Source organism: Streptomyces composti (assembly GCF_012034205.1).
In the GTDB taxonomy this organism is placed as follows: Bacteria; Actinomycetota; Actinomycetes; order Streptomycetales; family Streptomycetaceae; genus Streptomyces; species Streptomyces composti.
Genome location: NZ_JAATEM010000007.1, coordinates 183454 through 200596, shown reverse-complemented (window position 1 = coordinate 200596; position 17143 = coordinate 183454). Strand labels below are relative to the sequence as shown.

The 17143-nt window shown below is 73.5% G+C and carries 14 protein-coding genes; 3 read left to right on the top strand and 11 right to left on the bottom strand.

What is annotated here, in order from left to right:
• Positions 1–209: hypothetical protein (locus HCJ93_RS29140; RefSeq protein ID WP_206317089.1), on the top strand; the 209-nt coding region annotated here is incomplete at its 5' end.
• A gap of 81 nt (positions 210–290) precedes the next feature.
• Here HCJ93_RS29140 and HCJ93_RS08075 read toward each other — a convergent pair.
• Positions 291–1298, bottom strand: a complete 1008-nt coding sequence (locus HCJ93_RS08075) for a stage II sporulation protein M (RefSeq protein WP_167992442.1) — start codon at positions 1296–1298, stop codon at positions 291–293.
• Between the two features lie 161 nt (positions 1299–1459).
• On the opposite strand from HCJ93_RS08075, the gene HCJ93_RS08070 reads away from it, so the two are divergent.
• Positions 1460–2491, top strand: coding sequence for an RDD family protein (locus HCJ93_RS08070; protein WP_167992440.1), 1032 nt, complete (start codon positions 1460–1462; stop codon positions 2489–2491).
• Positions 2492–2531: 40 nt separating this feature from the next.
• Here the strand turns inward: HCJ93_RS08070 and HCJ93_RS08065 are convergent, their stop codons facing one another.
• The 8 genes from HCJ93_RS08065 to HCJ93_RS08030 all read right to left on the bottom strand — a co-directional run bounded on the left by HCJ93_RS08065 (position 2532) and on the right by HCJ93_RS08030 (position 11083).
• Complete coding sequence (locus HCJ93_RS08065) at positions 2532–3146, bottom strand: hypothetical protein (RefSeq protein ID WP_167992438.1); 615 nt, start codon at positions 3144–3146, stop codon at positions 2532–2534.
• Positions 3147–3254: 108 nt separating this feature from the next.
• Positions 3255–4712: an adenosylhomocysteinase gene (ahcY, locus tag HCJ93_RS08060; protein ID WP_167992437.1), complete on the bottom strand. Its 1458-nt coding sequence runs from the start codon at positions 4710–4712 to the stop codon at positions 3255–3257.
• 342 nt (positions 4713–5054) lie between these two features.
• Positions 5055–6035 carry a cation diffusion facilitator family transporter gene (locus HCJ93_RS08055; protein WP_167992435.1) on the bottom strand — a complete coding sequence of 327 codons (981 nt, stop codon included), beginning with the start codon at positions 6033–6035 and terminating at the stop codon, positions 5055–5057.
• Between the two features lie 145 nt (positions 6036–6180).
• The gene (gene manA / locus HCJ93_RS08050; RefSeq protein WP_167992434.1) at positions 6181–7332 is read right to left on the bottom strand and encodes a mannose-6-phosphate isomerase, class I; all 1152 of its coding nucleotides are present in this window, start codon (positions 7330–7332) and stop codon (positions 6181–6183) included.
• 87 nt (positions 7333–7419) lie between these two features.
• Positions 7420–8550 carry an SIS domain-containing protein gene (locus tag HCJ93_RS08045; RefSeq protein WP_167992426.1) on the bottom strand — a complete coding sequence of 377 codons (1131 nt, stop codon included), beginning with the start codon at positions 8548–8550 and terminating at the stop codon, positions 7420–7422.
• A 62-nt stretch (positions 8551–8612) separates the two neighbouring features.
• The gene (locus HCJ93_RS08040) at positions 8613–8783 is read right to left on the bottom strand and encodes a Trm112 family protein (protein ID WP_020940431.1); all 171 of its coding nucleotides are present in this window, start codon (positions 8781–8783) and stop codon (positions 8613–8615) included.
• A 396-nt stretch (positions 8784–9179) separates the two neighbouring features.
• The gene (locus tag HCJ93_RS08035; RefSeq protein WP_167992424.1) at positions 9180–10544 is read right to left on the bottom strand and encodes a phosphomannomutase/phosphoglucomutase; all 1365 of its coding nucleotides are present in this window, start codon (positions 10542–10544) and stop codon (positions 9180–9182) included.
• Between the two features lie 116 nt (positions 10545–10660).
• Positions 10661–11083 (bottom strand): DUF3499 domain-containing protein, encoded by a 423-nt coding sequence (locus HCJ93_RS08030; RefSeq protein WP_167992422.1) that lies wholly within the window; start codon positions 11081–11083, stop codon positions 10661–10663.
• Between the two features lie 272 nt (positions 11084–11355).
• Here HCJ93_RS08030 and HCJ93_RS08025 point away from each other — a divergent pair, with 272 nt between their 5' ends.
• Positions 11356–11808, top strand: a complete 453-nt coding sequence (locus tag HCJ93_RS08025) for a metallopeptidase family protein (RefSeq protein ID WP_167992420.1) — start codon at positions 11356–11358, stop codon at positions 11806–11808.
• 45 nt (positions 11809–11853) lie between these two features.
• Here HCJ93_RS08025 and HCJ93_RS08020 read toward each other — a convergent pair whose 3' ends face one another.
• Positions 11854–13389: a DUF5719 family protein gene (locus HCJ93_RS08020; protein ID WP_167992419.1), complete on the bottom strand. Its 1536-nt coding sequence runs from the start codon at positions 13387–13389 to the stop codon at positions 11854–11856.
• Positions 13386–17030: a glycosyltransferase family 2 protein gene (locus HCJ93_RS08015; RefSeq protein ID WP_167992417.1), complete on the bottom strand. Its 3645-nt coding sequence runs from the start codon at positions 17028–17030 to the stop codon at positions 13386–13388. Before HCJ93_RS08015 ends, HCJ93_RS08020 begins: the two co-directional genes overlap by 4 nt.
• Between the last annotated feature and the right edge of the window lie 113 nt (positions 17031–17143).

The following is a 17143-nucleotide window of genomic DNA, read 5'->3' as shown; positions in this document are numbered from 1 at the left end:
GCCGATCCGATTTCCTCGGTGCCTTTCCGGGTTCCGCTTGCGCGTTTCCCTTTCCGGCGCACCCGACTTTATCAGAAGTTTTGGGCCGTTCTGACCGGCCTCGTTCCGATGCGTCGGGAGAAGCTTCTTCGAAATCTCGATTTCAAGAAGCGGAGCAGATGCTCACGGTCGCCGGTCGGGTTCGAACCCATGTCCAGGCAACTGTTTGAATCTACCTCCCCGCGATGCCCGTGTCAACGGGTCCCGTGGGGCGAAGAGGACACTAGCAGCTCAGCGGTGTGGTTCGCACATCAGGCGGCCGTCGGCACGGTCGCGCTGCGCTCGGCCGCGTCCAGGTCACCCGTCTCACCCTCGTGAGCCGCCCGCCGGCCCACGACGAAGACATAGACGAGGAAGGCGAGCTCCGCCAGGACTCCGATGCCGATGCGGGCCCAGGTGGGCAGGCCGGACGGGGTGACGAAGCCTTCGATGGCACCGGCGACGAAGAGGACCAGGGCCAGTCCGATCGCCATGGCCAGCGCCGCCCGGCCCTCCTCGGCAAGGGCGCTGCGCCGGGTGCGCGGCCCCGGGTCGACCAGGGTCCAGCCGAGGCGCAGTCCGGTACCGGCGGCGACGAAGACGGCGGTCAGCTCCAGCAGGCCGTGGGGCAGAACGAGACCGAGGAAGACGTCGAGCCGGCCCGCCGAGTGCATCAGACCGAAGCCGACGCCCAGGTTGAGCATGTTGAGGAAGAGAATCCAGATGACCGGCAGGCCGAGGAAGATGCCGAAGATCAGGCACAGGGCGGCGGCCCAGGCATTGTTCGTCCACACCTGCGCGGCGAAGGAGGCCGCCGGGTGGCTGGAGTAGTACGTCTCGTACTGGCCTCCGGGGCGGGTCAGCTCGCGCAGCTCGGTGGGGGCGGCGATGGCGGACTGCACCTCGGGGTGGGTGCCGATCCACCAGCCGAGCAGGATCGCCACGGCGGTGGACAGCAGGGCCGTGGGCACCCACCAGCGGCGGGCGCGGTAGACGGCGGCCGGGAAGCTGTGGGTGAGGAAGTGGGTGATGTCCCGCCAGGAGGCTCGCCGGGTGCCGGTCACCGCGCCGCGTGCGCGGGCCACCAGCTGGCTGAGCCGGCCGGTCAGCTGGGGGTCGGGGGCCGAGGACTGGATCAGTGACAGGTGGGTGGCGGTGCGCTGGTAGAGGGAGACGAGTTCGTCGACCTCCGCGCCGTTGAGCCGACGCTGGCGGCGGAGCAGGGCGTCGAGGCGGTCCCACTCCGCGCGGTGGGCGGAGACGAAGACGTCGAGGTCCATCTGTGTGCCTGCTCCTCGGCTTGCTCTCGGTCGATCGACACGGTCGTGCGGACCCCGGTGATCGATGCTCGCCTTGATCGGGTGGTCGTACTGCGGTGCGATGTGCCATCAGCTTGGCAGACTGGCGGTGTTCGGATCATCGCAGGGGAAGGGCGGCATGCGTGAGTGAGCTGGTGACGGGCGAGGCCGTGGCATTGGAGCTGCGGCCCGCGAGGCTGCCCAGCAGGGCGCTGGCCGTGCTGCTCGACCTGGTGGTCGCCCTGGTGGTCTTCATGCTGGTGACGGTGGCATTGGTGCTGGCCACCGCTTCCCTGGACGAGGCCGCGCAGACGGCGATATCCCTCGCGGCGTTCGTGCTGATCCTGGTGGGCGGGCCCATCGCGGTGGAGACGCTGAGCCACGGCCGGTCGCTGGGGAAGCTGGCATGCGGGCTGCGGGTGGTGCGGGACGACGGCGGGCCGATCCGTTTCCGGCACGCGCTGGTGCGGGGGCTGATCGGTGTCATCGAGATCCTGATGACGCTCGGGGTGGTGGCGTGCATCGCCTCGCTGGTCTCGGCAAGGGGACGGCGCCTCGGCGATGTGTTCGCGGGGACGATCGTGGTGCGGGAGCGGGTGCCGGCCGGGCAGACGGGCTTCTTGCCGCCGCCTCCGCCCTGGCTGGCCGGACGCTTCTCGGGGCTGGATCTCTCGGCGGTGCCGGACAGTCTGTGGCTGGCCGTCCGGCAGTACCTGGGCCGGATGCGGCAGCTCGATCCGCGGGTGGCCTGGTCGATGGCGGAGCGGCTGGCGGCGGATGTCGCGGAGCGCACGGGGACGGCGGTGCCGCAGGGCGTGCCGCCTGCGGCCTATCTCGCCGCGATCCTGCAGGAGCGGCAGGCCCGGGAGGCCCGGCGGGCCTTCGGCGGCGGGGCAATCGGGCAGTCCCCCTCCGTTCCTGCGCCGTCCGCGCCTCAGATGCCGGGGACCTCGCAGAGCCCCGCTGCTCCGCAGACGCCGACGGTGCCCCAGCCGATCCCCCAGCCTCCGTCACAGCTGTCACAGCCGTCACAGCCGCCCACGTCCGAAGCCCCGGACGAGCCGTCCCAGCCGTCCCAGCCCTCTCAGTCCTCCCAGCCCTCTCAGTCCTCCCAGCCGTCCCGGCAGGAGCCGGCCGACGAGCAGCCCCACACCAAGTTCATCCCGCCTGCCTGACCGACACGGCCATAGCGGGGGGACGGCGAAGTGGCCGCGCTCACTCGAAGACCGATGGCGGCGTCTCCAGGTCCTCCAGCTCGATGCCGGGGGCGGCCAGGACGACGTCCCCGGCGATGTGCACACTGTGCCGTTCGCCCGTGTCCAGGGCCGTGACCTGGTATTCGTCCACGGTCAGAGGGCCGTTGTCAGTGGCGTGTGCTTCTCTTTTCACCAGCGCCCAGGACTGATCCACGGTGCGCGGGGCGAGCACGGGATCGGTGAAGGCGACGAGTCGTACGCGGGTGGCCGGTGACGAGGGGGTGAGGCGCAGCAGACGGGTCGTGGCGACGAGGAACGCGGGGGACGTGCCGGTGAAGGCGTGGGCGCGCACATTGCCTTCCGTGGCGTGGGTTCCCGTGGGGTCCGTGCGGACCCAGGTGACGCCGTCGAGGGCGGCGCCGCGGACCTGCCAGTCGGCGGCGTGGAGTTCCAGGCGGAGGGGGCGGCCGAGTTCGTCCAGGGCGAGGTCGACCGAGCCCAGGTGATCGCCGGACGGGGCGGTGAGCTGGGAGACGTAGCGCCAGCCGGAGGGGCCGGGGGCGCAGTGGAAGTGCTCTTCTGCGAGGGGGGTGTGGTCGTGCGGATCGTGGAGCGAATAGCGGCCGCGGGGCATGGGGGTCCTGAGTCGTGACGGGCTGAGCCGGTCGCCTGGTCCGTCCATGGGGCAGGCCCCCGGCACGGGGGTGCGGGGGCCTGCCTCGAAGAACCTGCTGCCGCGGGCTCAGTAGCGGTAGTGGTCCGGCTTGTACGGGCCCTCGACCTTCACACCGATGTACTCGGCCTGCTCGGGGCGGAGCTTGGTCAGCTTCACGCCGAGGGCGTCGAGGTGGAGCCGGGCGACCTTCTCGTCGAGGTGCTTGGGCAGCACGTAGACGCCGGTCGGGTACTCGTCGGGCTTGGTGAACAGCTCGATCTGGGCCAGGGTCTGGTCCGCGAAGGAGTTGGACATCACGAACGACGGGTGGCCGGTGGCGTTGCCCAGGTTCAGCAGGCGGCCCTCGGACAGGACGATGATCGCCTTGCCGTCGGGGAAGGTCCACTTGTGGACCTGCGGCTTGATCTCGTCCTTGACGATGCCGGGGACCTTGGCGAGGCCGGCCATGTCGATCTCGTTGTCGAAGTGGCCGATGTTGCCGACGATCGCCTGGTGCTTCATCTTGGCCATGTCCGAGGCCATGATGATGTCCCGGTTGCCGGTCGTGGTGATGAAGATGTCGGCGGTCTCGACGACCTCGTCGAGGGTGGTGACCTGGTAGCCGTCCATCGCGGCCTGCAGGGCGCAGATCGGGTCGATCTCGGTGACGATCACGCGGGCGCCCTGGCCGCGCAGCGACTCGGCGCAGCCCTTGCCCACGTCGCCGTAGCCGCACACGACGGCGGTCTTGCCGCCGATCAGGGTGTCGGTGGCGCGGTTGATGCCGTCGATCAGGGAGTGGCGGCAGCCGTACTTGTTGTCGAACTTCGACTTGGTGACGGCGTCGTTGACGTTGATCGCCGGGAACAGGAGGGTGCCCTCACGCTGCATCTCGTACAGGCGGTGGACGCCGGTGGTGGTCTCCTCGGTGACACCGCGGATCTCGGAGGAGAGCTGGGTCCACTTCTGCGGGTTCTCGCTCAGAGTGCGGGTGAGCAGTTCGAGGATGACGCGGTGCTCCTCGGACTCGGCGGTGTCGGGCGAGGGGACCTTGCCGTCCTTCTCGTACTCGACGCCCTTGTGGACGAGGAGGGTGGCGTCACCGCCGTCGTCGAGGATCATGTTGGGGCCGCCGGTGGGGCTGTCCGGCCAGGTCAGCGCCTGCTCGGTGCACCACCAGTACTCCTGCAGCGTCTCGCCCTTCCAGGCGAAGACGGGGACGCCCTGCGGGTTGTCGGGCGTGCCGTCGGGGCCGACGGCGACGGCGGCCGCGGCGTGGTCCTGGGTGGAGAAGATGTTGCAGGACGCCCAGCGGACGCGGGCGCCGAGGGCGACCAGGGTCTCGATCAGGACGGCGGTCTGCACGGTCATGTGCAGGGAGCCGGTGATGCGGGCGCCGGCGAGGGGCTGGGCCTCGGCGTACTCCTTGCGGATCGCCATCAGGCCCGGCATCTCGTGCTCGGCGAGGGTGATCTCCTTGCGGCCGAACTCGGCCAGGGAGAGGTCGGCGACCTTGAAGTCCTGTCGGTTCTCGACAGTCGTCATTGCGAGCTGCTCCTCGGGTTGGGTCGAGGTGGGTCTGGCTGGTCTGCGCGGCGGCGGACACAGGGGTGCCCGAAGGAGGGCACAGGCATGCCCGCGTACGCGCAGCGCAGTCCGTCGGAGGCCCTCTCTCCCTCGGCCGGCCGCAGTGGACCGCCCGACCGCCATCAGCAGCGACGTCTGGCTCCGTCCCAAGCTACACCGGAGCCGCCTGCGATCCCCAGTCCGCCCGGGAACACTTCCGGCCATCTGGCGGTCGGCCCGGTCGGCCCCGTCGGTGCACCGGGCCGGGCGGGAGAGGGCCGCCTGCCGTGCGGGCGGCGGGCGGCCGGGCCTCCGGCGCCGTCAGTGGCCTGCGGTTTCCGGGCCGGGGCCGCCGGGGGTGGCCTCCGGGTCGGGGCCCTTGGCGGCCTCGGCCTCACTGTAGATGTCGGGCTCGAGGTAGATGACGCGGGCGATCGGGACGGCCTCGCGGGCGCGGGACTCGGCGGCGTCGATGGCGGCGGCGATCTCGGCCGCGGTCTCGTCGTGCCGGACGGCGATCTTGGCGGCGACCAGCAGCTCCTCCGGGCCGAGGTGGAGGGTGCGCATGTGGATGATGCGGGTCACCGTGTCACCGTCGACCAGGGCGGCCTCGATCTTGGCGGTCTCCTCGGCACCGGCGGACTCGCCGAGCAGCAGCGACTTGGTCTCGGCGGCCAGGACGAGGGCGATCACGATGAGCAGCACGCCGATGCACAGGGTGCCGATGCCGTCCCAGACGCTGTCACCGGTGAGCAGGGCCAGGCCGACACCGCCGAGGGCGAGGATCAGACCGACGAGTGCGCCGAGGTCCTCCAGCAGGACCACGGGCAGCTCGGGGGCCTTGGCGTGGCGGACGAACTCCTTCCAGGAGCGGCGTCCGCGCAGGGTGTTGGACTCCTTGATGGCGGTGCGGAAGGAGAAGCCCTCGGCGATGATCGCGAAGACGAGCACGCCGACGGGCCAGTACCAGTGCTCCAGCTCGTGCGGGTGCTTGATCTTCTCGTAGCCCTCGTAGAGGGCGAACATGCCGCCGACCGAGAACAGCACGATGGAGACCAGGAAGGCGTAGATGTAGCGCTCCCGGCCGTAGCCGAAGGGGTGCTGCGGGGTGGCCTGGCGCTGGGCCTTCTTGCCGCCGACGAGCAGCAGGGCCTGGTTGCCGGAGTCCGCGACGGAGTGCACGGACTCGGCGAGCATCGACGAGGAGCCGCTGAAGAGGAACGCCACGAACTTCGCTGTCGCGATCGCGAGGTTGGCGGCGAGTGCCGCCACGATCGCCCTGGTGCCGCCTGACGCGCTCATGTGTCCGCGTTGTCCCTTCGTACGCCGCATTTCCGGCCCCGGGCGGACGGGTGCGGCCGCTCGGGGGCGTGAACCGTGTTGTGACGGTGGGCCATTGTTGCAGCCCGCCGCCGTACCGGCGCGACAGATCCGGGTCGAGGGGGCGTCAGGGCACGACGGTGGCCCGGAAGAGCGTGCCGGTGCCGGTCACCTCGGTCTTCTCGCCCGCGGCGGCGAACACGGACTGGCCCGGGGTGAGCTCGTGCTCGCCGGCCCGGACGGTGCCGGCGGTGCACAGCAGGATCTGCGGAGCGGGGCGGGTCAGGTCGTGGACCGCGCCGCCGGCGGGCAGCACGTAGCGGGAGAGGCGGAACTCGTCGGTGGGCGTGTCGTAGACCTCCTCGCCGTCGGGTGTGGCCTCGGGGCGCAGCACGGAGGGGTCGCCGGCCTCGAAGCGGACGATGCGCAGCAGTTCGGGCACATCGACGTGCTTGGGGGTCAGGCCGCAGCGCAGCACGTTGTCGGAGTTGGCCATGATCTCCACGCCGAGGCCGCTGAGGTAGGCGTGCGGGACGCCGGCGCCGAGGTAGAGGGCCTCGCCGGGCTGGAGCCGCACGTGGTTGAGGAGCATCGCGGCGATGACGCCGGGGTCGCCCGGGTAGTGGTGGGCGATCACGGCGTAGGGGGCGAGGTCGCCGCCGAGGCGGTCGCAGGCGGCGGCCGCGTCGGCCACGGTGCGGGCCATCTCCTCGGGGTCGGCGGTGAGGATCGCGGTGAGGACCTCGCGCAGGGCGGCGTCGGCGGGGCGGGCGTGCAGCAGGTCGGCGTAGGGCTTGAGCGAGTCGACGCCCAGCGAGTCGAGGAGGGCCGCGGCGCGCAGCGGGTCGCGGAAGCCGCACAGGCCGTCGAACTCGGTGAGCGCGCAGATCAGCTCCGGCTTGTGGTTGGCGTCCTTGTAGTTGCGGTGCGGCGCGTCCACGGGGATGCCGCGGCGCTCCTCGTCCTCGAAGCCCTTCCTGGCCTGTTCCAGGCCGGGGTGGACCTGGAGGGAGAGGGGGGCGCCGGCGGCGAGGAGCTTGAGCAGGAACGGCAGGCGGGGGCCGAACCGGGCGACGCAGGCGGTGCCGAGTTCCTTCTCGGGGGCGGCGTCGATGACCTCGGCGAGGGTGCCGCGGGCGGTGCGTGAGGGGGCGCCGGGGTGGGCGCCCATCCACATCTCGGCCTGCGGTTCACCGGTGGGTTCGGTGCCGAGGAGCCGCGGGATGGCGGTGGTGGAACCCCAGGCGTAGGGGCGGATGGTGTTCTCGAGGCGGTCCATGGGGTTCTCGGGTTCCTTCTGCGGTGCTCGTGGCCTGCCTCCCCGGCAGGGGGCGGGTGGGCAGGGGGGTTCAGGATGTCCCGGACATCATCGGGTGCGGGAGGCGAGCGCCAGGTAGACGGCGGCGAAATCGGTGATGGCGATCAGCTCGGCGAGGGTCTCCAGTTCGCCGCCCGGCTGCGGTTCGAGTTCGCTGATCGGGGTGTCGTGGGTGAGGGCCAGCTCGCGGGCGGCGGGCGCTGCGGTGAAGCTGCCGATGGGCCGGTCGCGCAGCAGCACCACGCGGGCGTGCAGGGCGGGCGGTTCCTCGACGCGGTCGCGGAAGAAGTCGTCCGGGTCGGCTCCGGCGGCGAGCGGGCCGGCCAGCAGGGCGCTGTGCGCGGCGAGCGCCTCGGGGAGTTCGGCGACGACGGCGGGGGTGCCGGAGAGCTCGGCGAGCGCGGCGGCGAAGCGACGGCCCGCGGGACCGGCGGAGGTGCCCTCGGTCCAGACGATGGGCAGCGCGTCGGCGAGTTCGGCGGCCAGGGTCTTGGCGGGGTTGCTGTAGGTGGCGATGGCGGGGCCGCAGCGTTCGGCGATGCCGTCCAGGCGGTCGGCGACCTTCTCCAGAGCGTCCTGCGGCGCGGTGAGCAGCCCGGTGCGGTCGAGCAGCGCCAGCAGCGGGGTGAGCAGCGCCCACAGCACGCCGGGGGCGGAGGCCGCGAGGGGTTCCTCGTGCTCGTAGGGAGCGGTGGCCATGGGCACGAACAGGCCGTGCGAGCCGCTGACGGAGTCGGCGAGCGGGGTGCGGGCCGGGGCGACGGCGACGACGGTGCAGCCGCGGCGGTAGGCCTGCTCGGCGAGCAGGGACAGGCCGGGCTCGGTGCCGTCGGGGGTGGCGATGAGCAGCAGGTCGACGGAGCCGGCCCAGCCGGGCAGTTCCCAGCGCAGGGCGCCCGCGGCGGGAGCGACACCGGTGGGTGCGAGGCGGGTGACGGGGCTGCCGGAGCCGGCGAGGGTGCCGAGCAGGTCGGCGGTCTGGGTGGCGGCGGCGCCGGGGCCCGCGATGAGGATGGCGCGGGGCCGGCCGTCGGGCTGCAGGTCCTGGATGCCGGCCTCGGCGGCGTGCCGTGCGGCGGTGCGGACCCGGGCGCCGGCCTCGGCGGCCCCGCGGAGCAGCCCGCGGCGATCGGCCTCGGCGAGGCCCTCCGGTGAGTCGAGCAAGCTTTCGTCGAGCATGGGCGGCGTGCCTCCGGTCGGCGGGGCGTCGGTTCGCGGGGCGGCGGGCGCCGAGGCGGCGGCTACGCCGGGCGGCGGGCCTCGTCGACGAGGAGGACGGGGATGCCGTCACGGACCGGGTAGGCCAGGCCGCAGTCCTGGCCGGTGCAGATCAGCTCGGCGTCCTGCTCCTTGAGGGGGGCGTGGCAGGCCGGGCAGGCGAGGATCTCCAGGAGACCGGCTTCGAGCGGCATGGGGGTTCCCTTCACGGCAGGTGGCTTTGCGTGGATGTGCCTGGTCAGCGTACCGCCGGTACCGCGCCATGGTCGGCCGCGCACCCGTGTCCGACCCCCCGCCCGGGCGGTCTCCCGCCCCGCACCCCGCCGACCTCGGATGATCGGCCCCCGGCCGGCGTCGTCGGCCCTTCGCCGACGCGGGCCCCCCGAGGTCCGGCGCCCGGTCGGCGCTCGGTGCTCGCCCCCCCCCCGCACGGGCGGCCCCGGATGGCCGGCGCCGAGCGCCCCGGGCGCCGGCGGCCGGCGTCCGCGGGTCGCCGCGCCGGGCAGACCACCGGCGGCCCCCGCCGGACGGCCCCGGCTGCTCGGTGTCCGGGCGGCGGGCGGCGCCGGTAGCCGTCCGTCGCGGGTGCGTCAGCCGCGGATGATCGACAGGGCCTCGTCGCGGACGCGGCGCATCGTCGTTTCGTCGCGGGCCTCGGCGTTGAGGCGCAGCAGGGGCTCGGTGTTGGAGGGGCGGACGTTGAACCACCAGTCGGCGGAGGTGACGGTGAGGCCGTCCAGGTCGTCGAGGGTGATGCCCTCGCGGCCCTCGTAGGCGGCGCGGATCGCGGCGAGGCGGGCGGCCTGGTCGTCGACGGTGGAGTTGATCTCGCCGGATCCGGCGTAGCGGTCGTATTCGGCGACGAGGGCGGAGAGCGTGCCGTCCTGGCCGCCGAGCGCCGCCAGGACGTGCAGGGCGGCCAGCATGCCGGTGTCGGCGTACCAGAAGTCGCGGAAGTAGTAGTGCGCCGAGTGCTCGCCGCCGAAGATCGCGCCGGTGGCGGCCATCTCGGCCTTGATGAAGGAGTGGCCGACGCGGGTGCGCACCGGGGTGCCGCCGTGCTCCCTGACCACCTCCGGCACCGACCAGGAGGTGATCAGGTTGTGGATGACGGTGCCCTTGCCGCCGTTGCGGGCCAGCTCCCTGGCGGCGACCAGGGCGGTGATCGCGGACGGGGAGACCGGCTCGCCCCGCTCGTCCACCACGAAGCAGCGGTCGGCGTCGCCGTCGAAGGCGAGACCGAGGTCGGCGCCCTCCTCGCGGACCCGCTTCTGCAGGTCGACCAGGTTGGCCGGGTCGAGGGGGTTGGCCTCGTGGTTGGGGAAGGTGCCGTCGAGCTCGAAGTACAGGGGGACGAGCGTGAGCGGCAGTCCCTCGAAGACGGTGGGGACGGTGTGGCCGCCCATGCCGTTGCCCGCGTCGACGACCACCTTCAGGGGCCGGACGGCGGTGAGGTCGACCAGGGAGCGCAGGTGGGCGGCGTAGTCGGCGAGGGTGTCGCGGCGGGTGACCGTGCCCGGGGTCGCGGCGGGCGCCGGGGCGCCGGAGGTGCTCCAGCGCTCCACCAGGGCGCGGATCTCGGCGAGGCCGGTGTCCTGGCCCACGGGGGCCGCGCCGGCCCGGCAGAGCTTGATGCCGTTGTACCGGGCGGGGTTGTGCGACGCGGTGAACATGGCACCGGGCAGGTCGAGCGCCCCGGAGGCGTAGTAGAGCTGGTCGGTGGAGCACAGGCCGATCTCGGTGACGTCGGCCCCGCGGCTCGCGGCGCCGCGCGCGAAGGCGGCCGACAGGCCCGGTGAGGAGGGCCGCATGTCGTGGCCGGTGACGATCGCGCTCGCGCCGGTGACCTGGGCGAAGGCGGCGCCGAAGAGTTCGGCGAGGGACTCGTCCCACTGGTCGGGGACGACTCCGCGTACGTCGTACGCCTTCACGATCTGCGAGAGATCAGCAACCACGTCCCAGCCCTTCCGAAGTCCTGTGGGTCACCACAAACTACCGGCCGCCTCGTGCCCGCCGTACGGGGCGGGCAGCGTGCCGAAACGGTCCGGCGGACCGGCGTCGTCGGTGGGGGTCAGTCGTCCGGTGAGCGGAGCACCCGGAGGTGGCCCCGGCGGGCGACCTCCATGGGGTCGGCGCCGCGTCCGCCGCCGCCCGCACCCGCCGCGCGTTCCTGCGGGCGGGCCGCCTCGCGCACGGCGTTCGCCAGGGCCTCCAGGTCGTCGCCGCTGGGCTGGGCCGGGGCCGAGCCGTCGAGCAGGCGGACGACCTCCCAGCCGCGCGGTGCGGTGAGGCGTTCGGAGTGCTCGGCGCACAGGTCGTAGCAGTGGGGTTCGGCGTAGGTGGCGAGGGGGCCGAGGACCGCGGTCGAGTCGGCGTAGACGTACGTCAGCGTCGCGACGGCGGGACGGCCGCAAGCGGTGCGCGAACAGCGACGTACAGGGCTCACGACGTTGGACGGTACCGCACTCTTGAGCGGGCCGCGACGACTCTCCACCAGGTCACTCCCCCGTGTCGTGGTGTGAGACGTCGCACACGGCCTCCGGGAACCCGCTCGGTGACCTGGCCGGACGAGAATGTGCGGGGCGTCGGCCGATTCTGATTGCGGTCACCACTTGGCACAAAGGCCGTCAAACTTCTCGAGATCACCGGTCCAGGAGGGATACGGAATCGAGCCCGACTTTGGCCGAAACGGTCAGGTAGTGACATGGAGCGTGGGACGGTGCGGGGTCGGGCATGCGAGGGCGCGGGAGACTACCCTGCACAGTGATGGACAACCCTGTGACGCCCCGTGCCGCTGCCGGCCCCGGACCCCGACGCCGTGATCGTCACGGCAGGGGCATGCGGGGACCGATCGCACCGCCGCAGGTGCCGCTCGCGGCCAGCAGGGCGGAGTCGTTCGCAGATCTCGTGCAGGACTCCGTGGAGCGGCTGGAGCGGCGGTGGCCGCAGCTCGCCGACATCGATTTCCTGGTGCTGGACGTGCCCCGGCTGGACGGGGCGGCGGCCGCCTGGAACGACGAGGCCGTTCCGCTGGGCGGCACCGTGCCCGCACGCGAGGGACGGCCCGCGCGGGTGGTGATCTACCGGCGCCCGGTGGAGATCCGCTCCAAGGGCCGCGAGGAGCGGGCCTCACTGGTGCACGAGGTGGTCGTCGAGCAGGTCGCGGAGCTGCTCGGGCTGACCCCGGAGACGGTGGACCCCCGCTACGGGGAGGACTGAGACCGGCCTCCCGGCGACGGCAGACCCGCCGGCAGGAGGTTGCGGCTACTTCTGCAGGACGGACAGGTCCTGCCGGGCCTTCGGGACCGCGACCATGCCCCGGTCGTCCGGCAGCGTCTGGCTGGTGAAGTCCGTCTTCCCGCTGGTCAGGGTGCGGGTCGCGTAGACCGGGGTGTCCGTCTCCGGCTCGATCGTCAGCGCGTAGCTTCCCTTCGCACCCTCCGGCACGGGCGGGGTGATGTCCTGGGTGGTGCCGCGCTTGATCGTGTACGTCTTGGTCGCGGGCGTGCCGCCCTCCCCGGTCGGCGAGGCGGTGATCTTGATCCGGGCGGTGGCCTCGGTGGACGTCACCGACAGAGTGGTCCCCTTCGCGGTGTTGCCCACGGCCGTGGCCCGGCCGGACACCGGGCGGGCGGCCGGGATGAAGGCCGACTCCTGGGCGTCGCCCTTGCCGCGCAGCACCCGGACGGCGGCGACGACCGGGACGGCGCGGTCGGTGGGGGTCAGCACCAGCGAGCCGGGCTCGCCGCGGGTGACGTCGCCCAGGTCCACGGCGGCCGTCATGCCGCCCTTGACGTGCAGGGTCTCGTGACCGGCCGGAGTGATCGAACCGGTGGGCGAGGCCAGGCGGATGCCGAGGTCGGCGTCGGAGTCGCCGGGGGCGAAGGCGACCAGGCGCACCTCCGTGGCGTCCTTCGGGATGCCGGGGAGGACCAGGCGGCCCGCCGGGTCGGCGGACGCGGCCAGCCAGTCGCCGCCCAGCTTGTCGTCCAGGGCCTGCACGGCCGCGCCGACCCGGCCGCTGCGGACGACCACATGCACCGTCACATCGGACTGGCGCTCCTCGGTGAGCGTGGAGAGCAGGATCGGCTCGCTGGACCGCCCCCGGACGGTGATGCCCTCGCCCACGGTGGACTCCAGGGCGCCGTCCTTGCCGTAGAGCTCGATGTCCACCACGGCGGCCGAGTCGTCCGGGTTGGTCAGATGCACATAGTCGGTGCGGTCGCCGGCCGTGCTGGTGCCGGGGAACCAGAACTCGGTGTCCGGCGCCCCGCAGGTGACGCCCTGCAGGCCACGGCCGGTGCCCGCGGTGACCTCGGTGGTCTGCTGCACGGTCCAGCCGGGGGCGTAGCGGCCGTCGGCGGTACCGATGAGGGCCGGGGCCTCGCCGCCCGAGACGTCACCGGTGGCCTGCCGGCCCGGCTCCCCGGGCTTCAGGACGGGCTTCGCCCCGCCGGCGTCCGGCTTCTCGGACTCCCCGTCCCTTTCGTCCTCGTCGCCGTCCCCGTCCTTGCCGTCCCCGTCCTTTTCGTCGCCGTCGGCCCGGGCCGGGAGCAGCTCGGCCGAGCCCCTGTTCTCCGTCCCCTCGGTGACCGGGGTGAAGGAGGAATAGGTCGTCTCGGCCAGGTCGGAGGTGCTGGGCGAGGGGCAGAGCAGGCTGGTGCGCTCCACCGGGAGCCGGGCCGCGGCGCGTGCCGAGTCGTCCGCGGCCGGCGACTCGGGCGCGGTCAGCGCGGCGAAGCCGGTCACGGCGGCGAGGGCGGTGGCCGCCGCGATCAGGGACAGGGTCGTGCGGTTCACTGCTGGCTCCCGTCGGGACGCTCACTGCCCATGGGGTCGTACGGCATGTCGTAGCCGTTCGGGTAGCTCTGGTCGTAGGTCGGGGTCTGCTGGTACTGCGCCTGCTCGTACTGGTCGTAGGCGTACGGGTCGTAGGAGGCGCCCTGGTACGGGTACGGCTGCTCGGGGTACTGCCCCGGGTACTGCTGGGGCTGCTGCGCCGGCTGCGCGTAGGCCGCGTACTGCTGCTGGTACTGCTGCGCCGCCGGGTCGGGCTGCGGCTCCTGCCGCCAGGGGTCGTGGGCGGGCTGCGGGGGGATCGGAGCGGGGGCTTGCGGCGCACCCTGCCGACCGGCCTCCCCGGCCTGGTCCGCCCCGGCCGGCTCTCCCGCCTGGCCCGCCTGCTCGGCCTGGGCGCGCAGACGGCGGGCGCGGCGCCCGTCCCCTGCGGGGACGACCGCCGGCTCGTCGGGCAGGTCGTCGTCGATGTGACGCCGGCGGCCGGGCAGGGCGAGGACGACCAGGACGATCGCGAGGAAACCCTGGGCCCACAGCCAGGCGGTGTGGGTGAGCGGGGTGTCGTAGGTGACGTCCAGGCGGCCGCCGGAGGCGGGCAGCTTGAAGCCCTGGGCCCAGCCGTCCACGGTGGTGCGGGGCAGCGGGGCGCCGTCCAGGGTGGCCGCCCAGCCGTCGTCGGCGGTGTCGGCGAGACGCAGCACGCGACCCTCGGGTCCGGCGGGGATGTCGGTGTGGATGTCCACCGGGCCGGCCGCGACCGCCTTGGTCTCCTTGCCGGAGACGATCGTCGCCCGGGACACCTGGCGGTCCACCCGCCACAGGGCGCCGCCGGCCTGCTGGGAGAGCCGGGTCAGCCCGGGGGTGGCGTCCAGGACGCGGGTGACCTCGCGGGGGGCGCCCTGGTGGACCAAGACGTAGCGGACGGCGAAGGTGCCGAGCTGGGCGGCCTGGTCGGCGCCGGAGCCGGCGACCAGGTTGCCGACGACCTTGTCGAGCCTGCCGTTCTCGCCGCCGGCCGCGGCCAGTTCGGCGTCGCCCATGCGGGCGCCGGAACCGCGGACCAGCATGTAGCGGACCTCCGCGGCGGAGTCGCTGTCCAGCACCAGGGTGCGGGCCTGGTCGCGGGTACCGCTCTCCTCGGCGACGAAGGCGGGCACCTGGACGGGGTCACGGCGCTGGAGGGGTCCGTCGGCGCCACGGAGCATCCAGCCGGCGGCGAGCAGCAGCGGCCCGGCGGCGCAGGCCAGGGCGATCAGCGCGGCGACCGGCTGGCGCCAGCCGAACTCCTTCTCGGCGACCCGGGCGCGGGCCCCGTCGGCGCCGACCACGGCGGCGGCCAGCAGGGAGATGCCGTAGACGAGGGTGGCGGGGCCCGCCCAGGTGGAGGCGTTGGACAGCGCGGCGAAGACGAGGCCCGTCAGGGCGCTCGCCCAGGCGACGCGGACGGCCGTCTGCCGCTCGGAACGCAGCAGGGCGGCCAGCGCGGCCAGGACCAGGCCGATCAGCATCAGCCCGCTGAAGGTGGCCGGTCCGCCCGGGACGGCGCCGAGCAGATCGAGGGCGGAGGCGGCGCCGCTGCCGTACTCCAGGCCGGCCTCCCGGAAGAAGCCGAACGGCAGCAGGGACAGCGACCAGGGGGCCAGGACCAGCAGCGGGGTGCCGAGCTGGGCGAGCAGGCGCGGGGCGTGCGCGGTGAGCTCCCTGCGGCGCAGGGCCAGGACGCCGAGGCCGAGGACCAGCGCGATCGGCCACACGATCGGGGTGAAGGCGGTGGTGATGGTGAGCAGCAGCGCGTACGCCCAGGTGGCCCGCCAGCTGCCGGGCCCGCCGGTGCTGTCGGCGAGGCCGCCGGCGGCGATGGCGGCGCGGGCGAGGAGGGGAAGCAGCACGGCGAGGACGGCGGTGCCGATCCGGCCGCCGGCGAGGGCGCCGGTGGCGGCCGGCAGGAAGGCGTAGGCGACGGCCGCCCAGGCGCGCAGCAGCCGGGAGGGGACCAGCGGGCGGGAGGCGAAGTAGGCGGTGAGGCCGGCCAGCGGGACCGAGCACACCAGCAGGACGGTGACGGCCAGTCCGGTGGAGCCGAGCAGCAGGGAGGCGAGGGTTGCCACGATCGCCAGGTAGGGCGGTGCGGAGCCGGTGCCGCCGGCGCCGACCGCGTGCCAGGCGTCCGTGTAGCGCGCCCACAGCTCGCCCGCGCCTGCGGGCACCGGGAGCAGGGCGCCGCCGGCGAGCGCGCCGCCGCCGAGCAGGGAGCGGCAGGCGGTGAGGGAGACGACGAGCAGGACGAGGAAGAGCACCGGGCCCGGTTTGCGGGCGATGCGCTTGAGGCGGGCGAACTGCTCGATCTCGAGGAAGTCGGCGTCGTCGCCGCCGGGGCCGGACTCGATGGCGCCGCCGTGCCGTCCGGCGCCGGAGGCCACCTCGGGGTCGGAGCGCCCGGCAAGGTTGCCCGCGACCTGCTCGACGGTGGCCCGGACGGTGGCGCCGGGCGGCGGGAACAGCGCCCGCAGTTCCGCCTTGTCGATCTGCGGGCTGCCGCGGCGGCGCCGCCCGGCGAGGATGCGTTCGGGGCGCAGCAGGACGCTCATCAGGCCGCGGATCTCGTCCACGGCCTGTCCCGGCACCTTGCCGACGAGGTAGGCGAGGGTGCGCAGCAGGGTGCCGAGGACCACCCGCAGCAGCACCCAGGGCAGCGCCGCGGTACGGGTGTTGACGAGGAGGGTGTAGACGGCGCCGGCCTTGTCGACCCTGTGCGGGGAGGCCGCGGTGCGGCCCACGCAGTCGACGGTGCGGCGTTCGCGGGAGGCCGCCTCGGCGTGCCGCACCACCGCGTCGGGGGCGACCAGGACCCGGTAGCCGGCCTGGTGCGCGCGCCAGCACAGGTCGACGTCGTCGCGCATCAGCGGCAGATGCCGGTCGAAACCGCCGAGCTGCTCGAAGACGTCACGGCGGATCAGCATGCCCGCGGTGGACACCGACAGCACGGCCCGCACATGGTCGTGCTGGCCCTGGTCCTGTTCGCGGCGGTCCAGGCCGGTCCACCGGCGACCGGAGTTGGCGATGGAGACGCCGACCTCGAGCAGCTGCCTGCGGTCGTACCAGCCGCGCAGCTTGGGGCCGACGACGGCCACGTCCTCGCGGCCGAGCTCGTACTCGGTGTCGACGACGCGCAGCAGCTGGGCCAGGGCGTCGGGTTCGGGGGCGCAGTCGTCGTGCAGCAGCCACAGCCACTGCACCGGCTCGCCGTAGGGGAGTTCGGGCAGGTCGTAGGCGTCGTCGCGCCAGGTGCGGGTGACCGGGTCCCAGCCGCTGGGCCGCTTCAGATAGGGCAGGTCGTCCGGGGTGAGCCGGGGTGCCGTGCGGTGGCACTCGTCGACGGCCTGGCCGAATCCGGTGCGCCGGGCGAGGTGCAGCACCTGGTCGTCGCCGAGGGCCTCGGTGACCAGCCGGGCGGAGTCGTCCGCGCTGCCGGTGTCGGCGGCGAGTGCGTACTGGACCGGGCGTTCCTGACCCAGCAGTCCGGTGAGTGTGTCGGGCAGCCAGCGGGCGCCGTCGTGCGAGACGAGGACCGCCGTCACCACGTGACGCGGGAACTCAGGGATGGCGGCAACGTCGTGGGCTGCCGGGTGGCTGTGCACGGACATCGAGGTACGGGCCCCGGTTCGGTGGACTGCGGTGGACGCCTGTGCCCCGTGGGGGCAGCGGGGCGTCTCGGACGAGCGACCACACTACTGGCTGCACAGCAAGGCGGCCCGCC

Coding starts and splice junctions, on each gene's coding strand:
- HCJ93_RS08075 (WP_167992442.1), bottom strand. CDS start 1,298: ATGGACCTCGACGTCTTCGTCTCCGCCCACCGCGCGGAGTGGGACCGC.
- HCJ93_RS08065 (WP_167992438.1), bottom strand. CDS start 3,146: ATGCCCCGCGGCCGCTATTCGCTCCACGATCCGCACGACCACACCCCC.
- ahcY (WP_167992437.1), bottom strand. CDS start 4,712: ATGACGACTGTCGAGAACCGACAGGACTTCAAGGTCGCCGACCTCTCC.
- HCJ93_RS08055 (WP_167992435.1), bottom strand. CDS start 6,035: ATGAGCGCGTCAGGCGGCACCAGGGCGATCGTGGCGGCACTCGCCGCC.
- manA (WP_167992434.1), bottom strand. CDS start 7,332: ATGGACCGCCTCGAGAACACCATCCGCCCCTACGCCTGGGGTTCCACC.
- HCJ93_RS08045 (WP_167992426.1), bottom strand. CDS start 8,550: ATGCTCGACGAAAGCTTGCTCGACTCACCGGAGGGCCTCGCCGAGGCC.
- HCJ93_RS08040 (WP_020940431.1), bottom strand. CDS start 8,783: ATGCCGCTCGAAGCCGGTCTCCTGGAGATCCTCGCCTGCCCGGCCTGC.
- HCJ93_RS08025 (WP_167992420.1), top strand. CDS start 11,356: ATGGACAACCCTGTGACGCCCCGTGCCGCTGCCGGCCCCGGACCCCGA.
- HCJ93_RS08015 (WP_167992417.1), bottom strand. CDS start 17,030: ATGTCCGTGCACAGCCACCCGGCAGCCCACGACGTTGCCGCCATCCCT.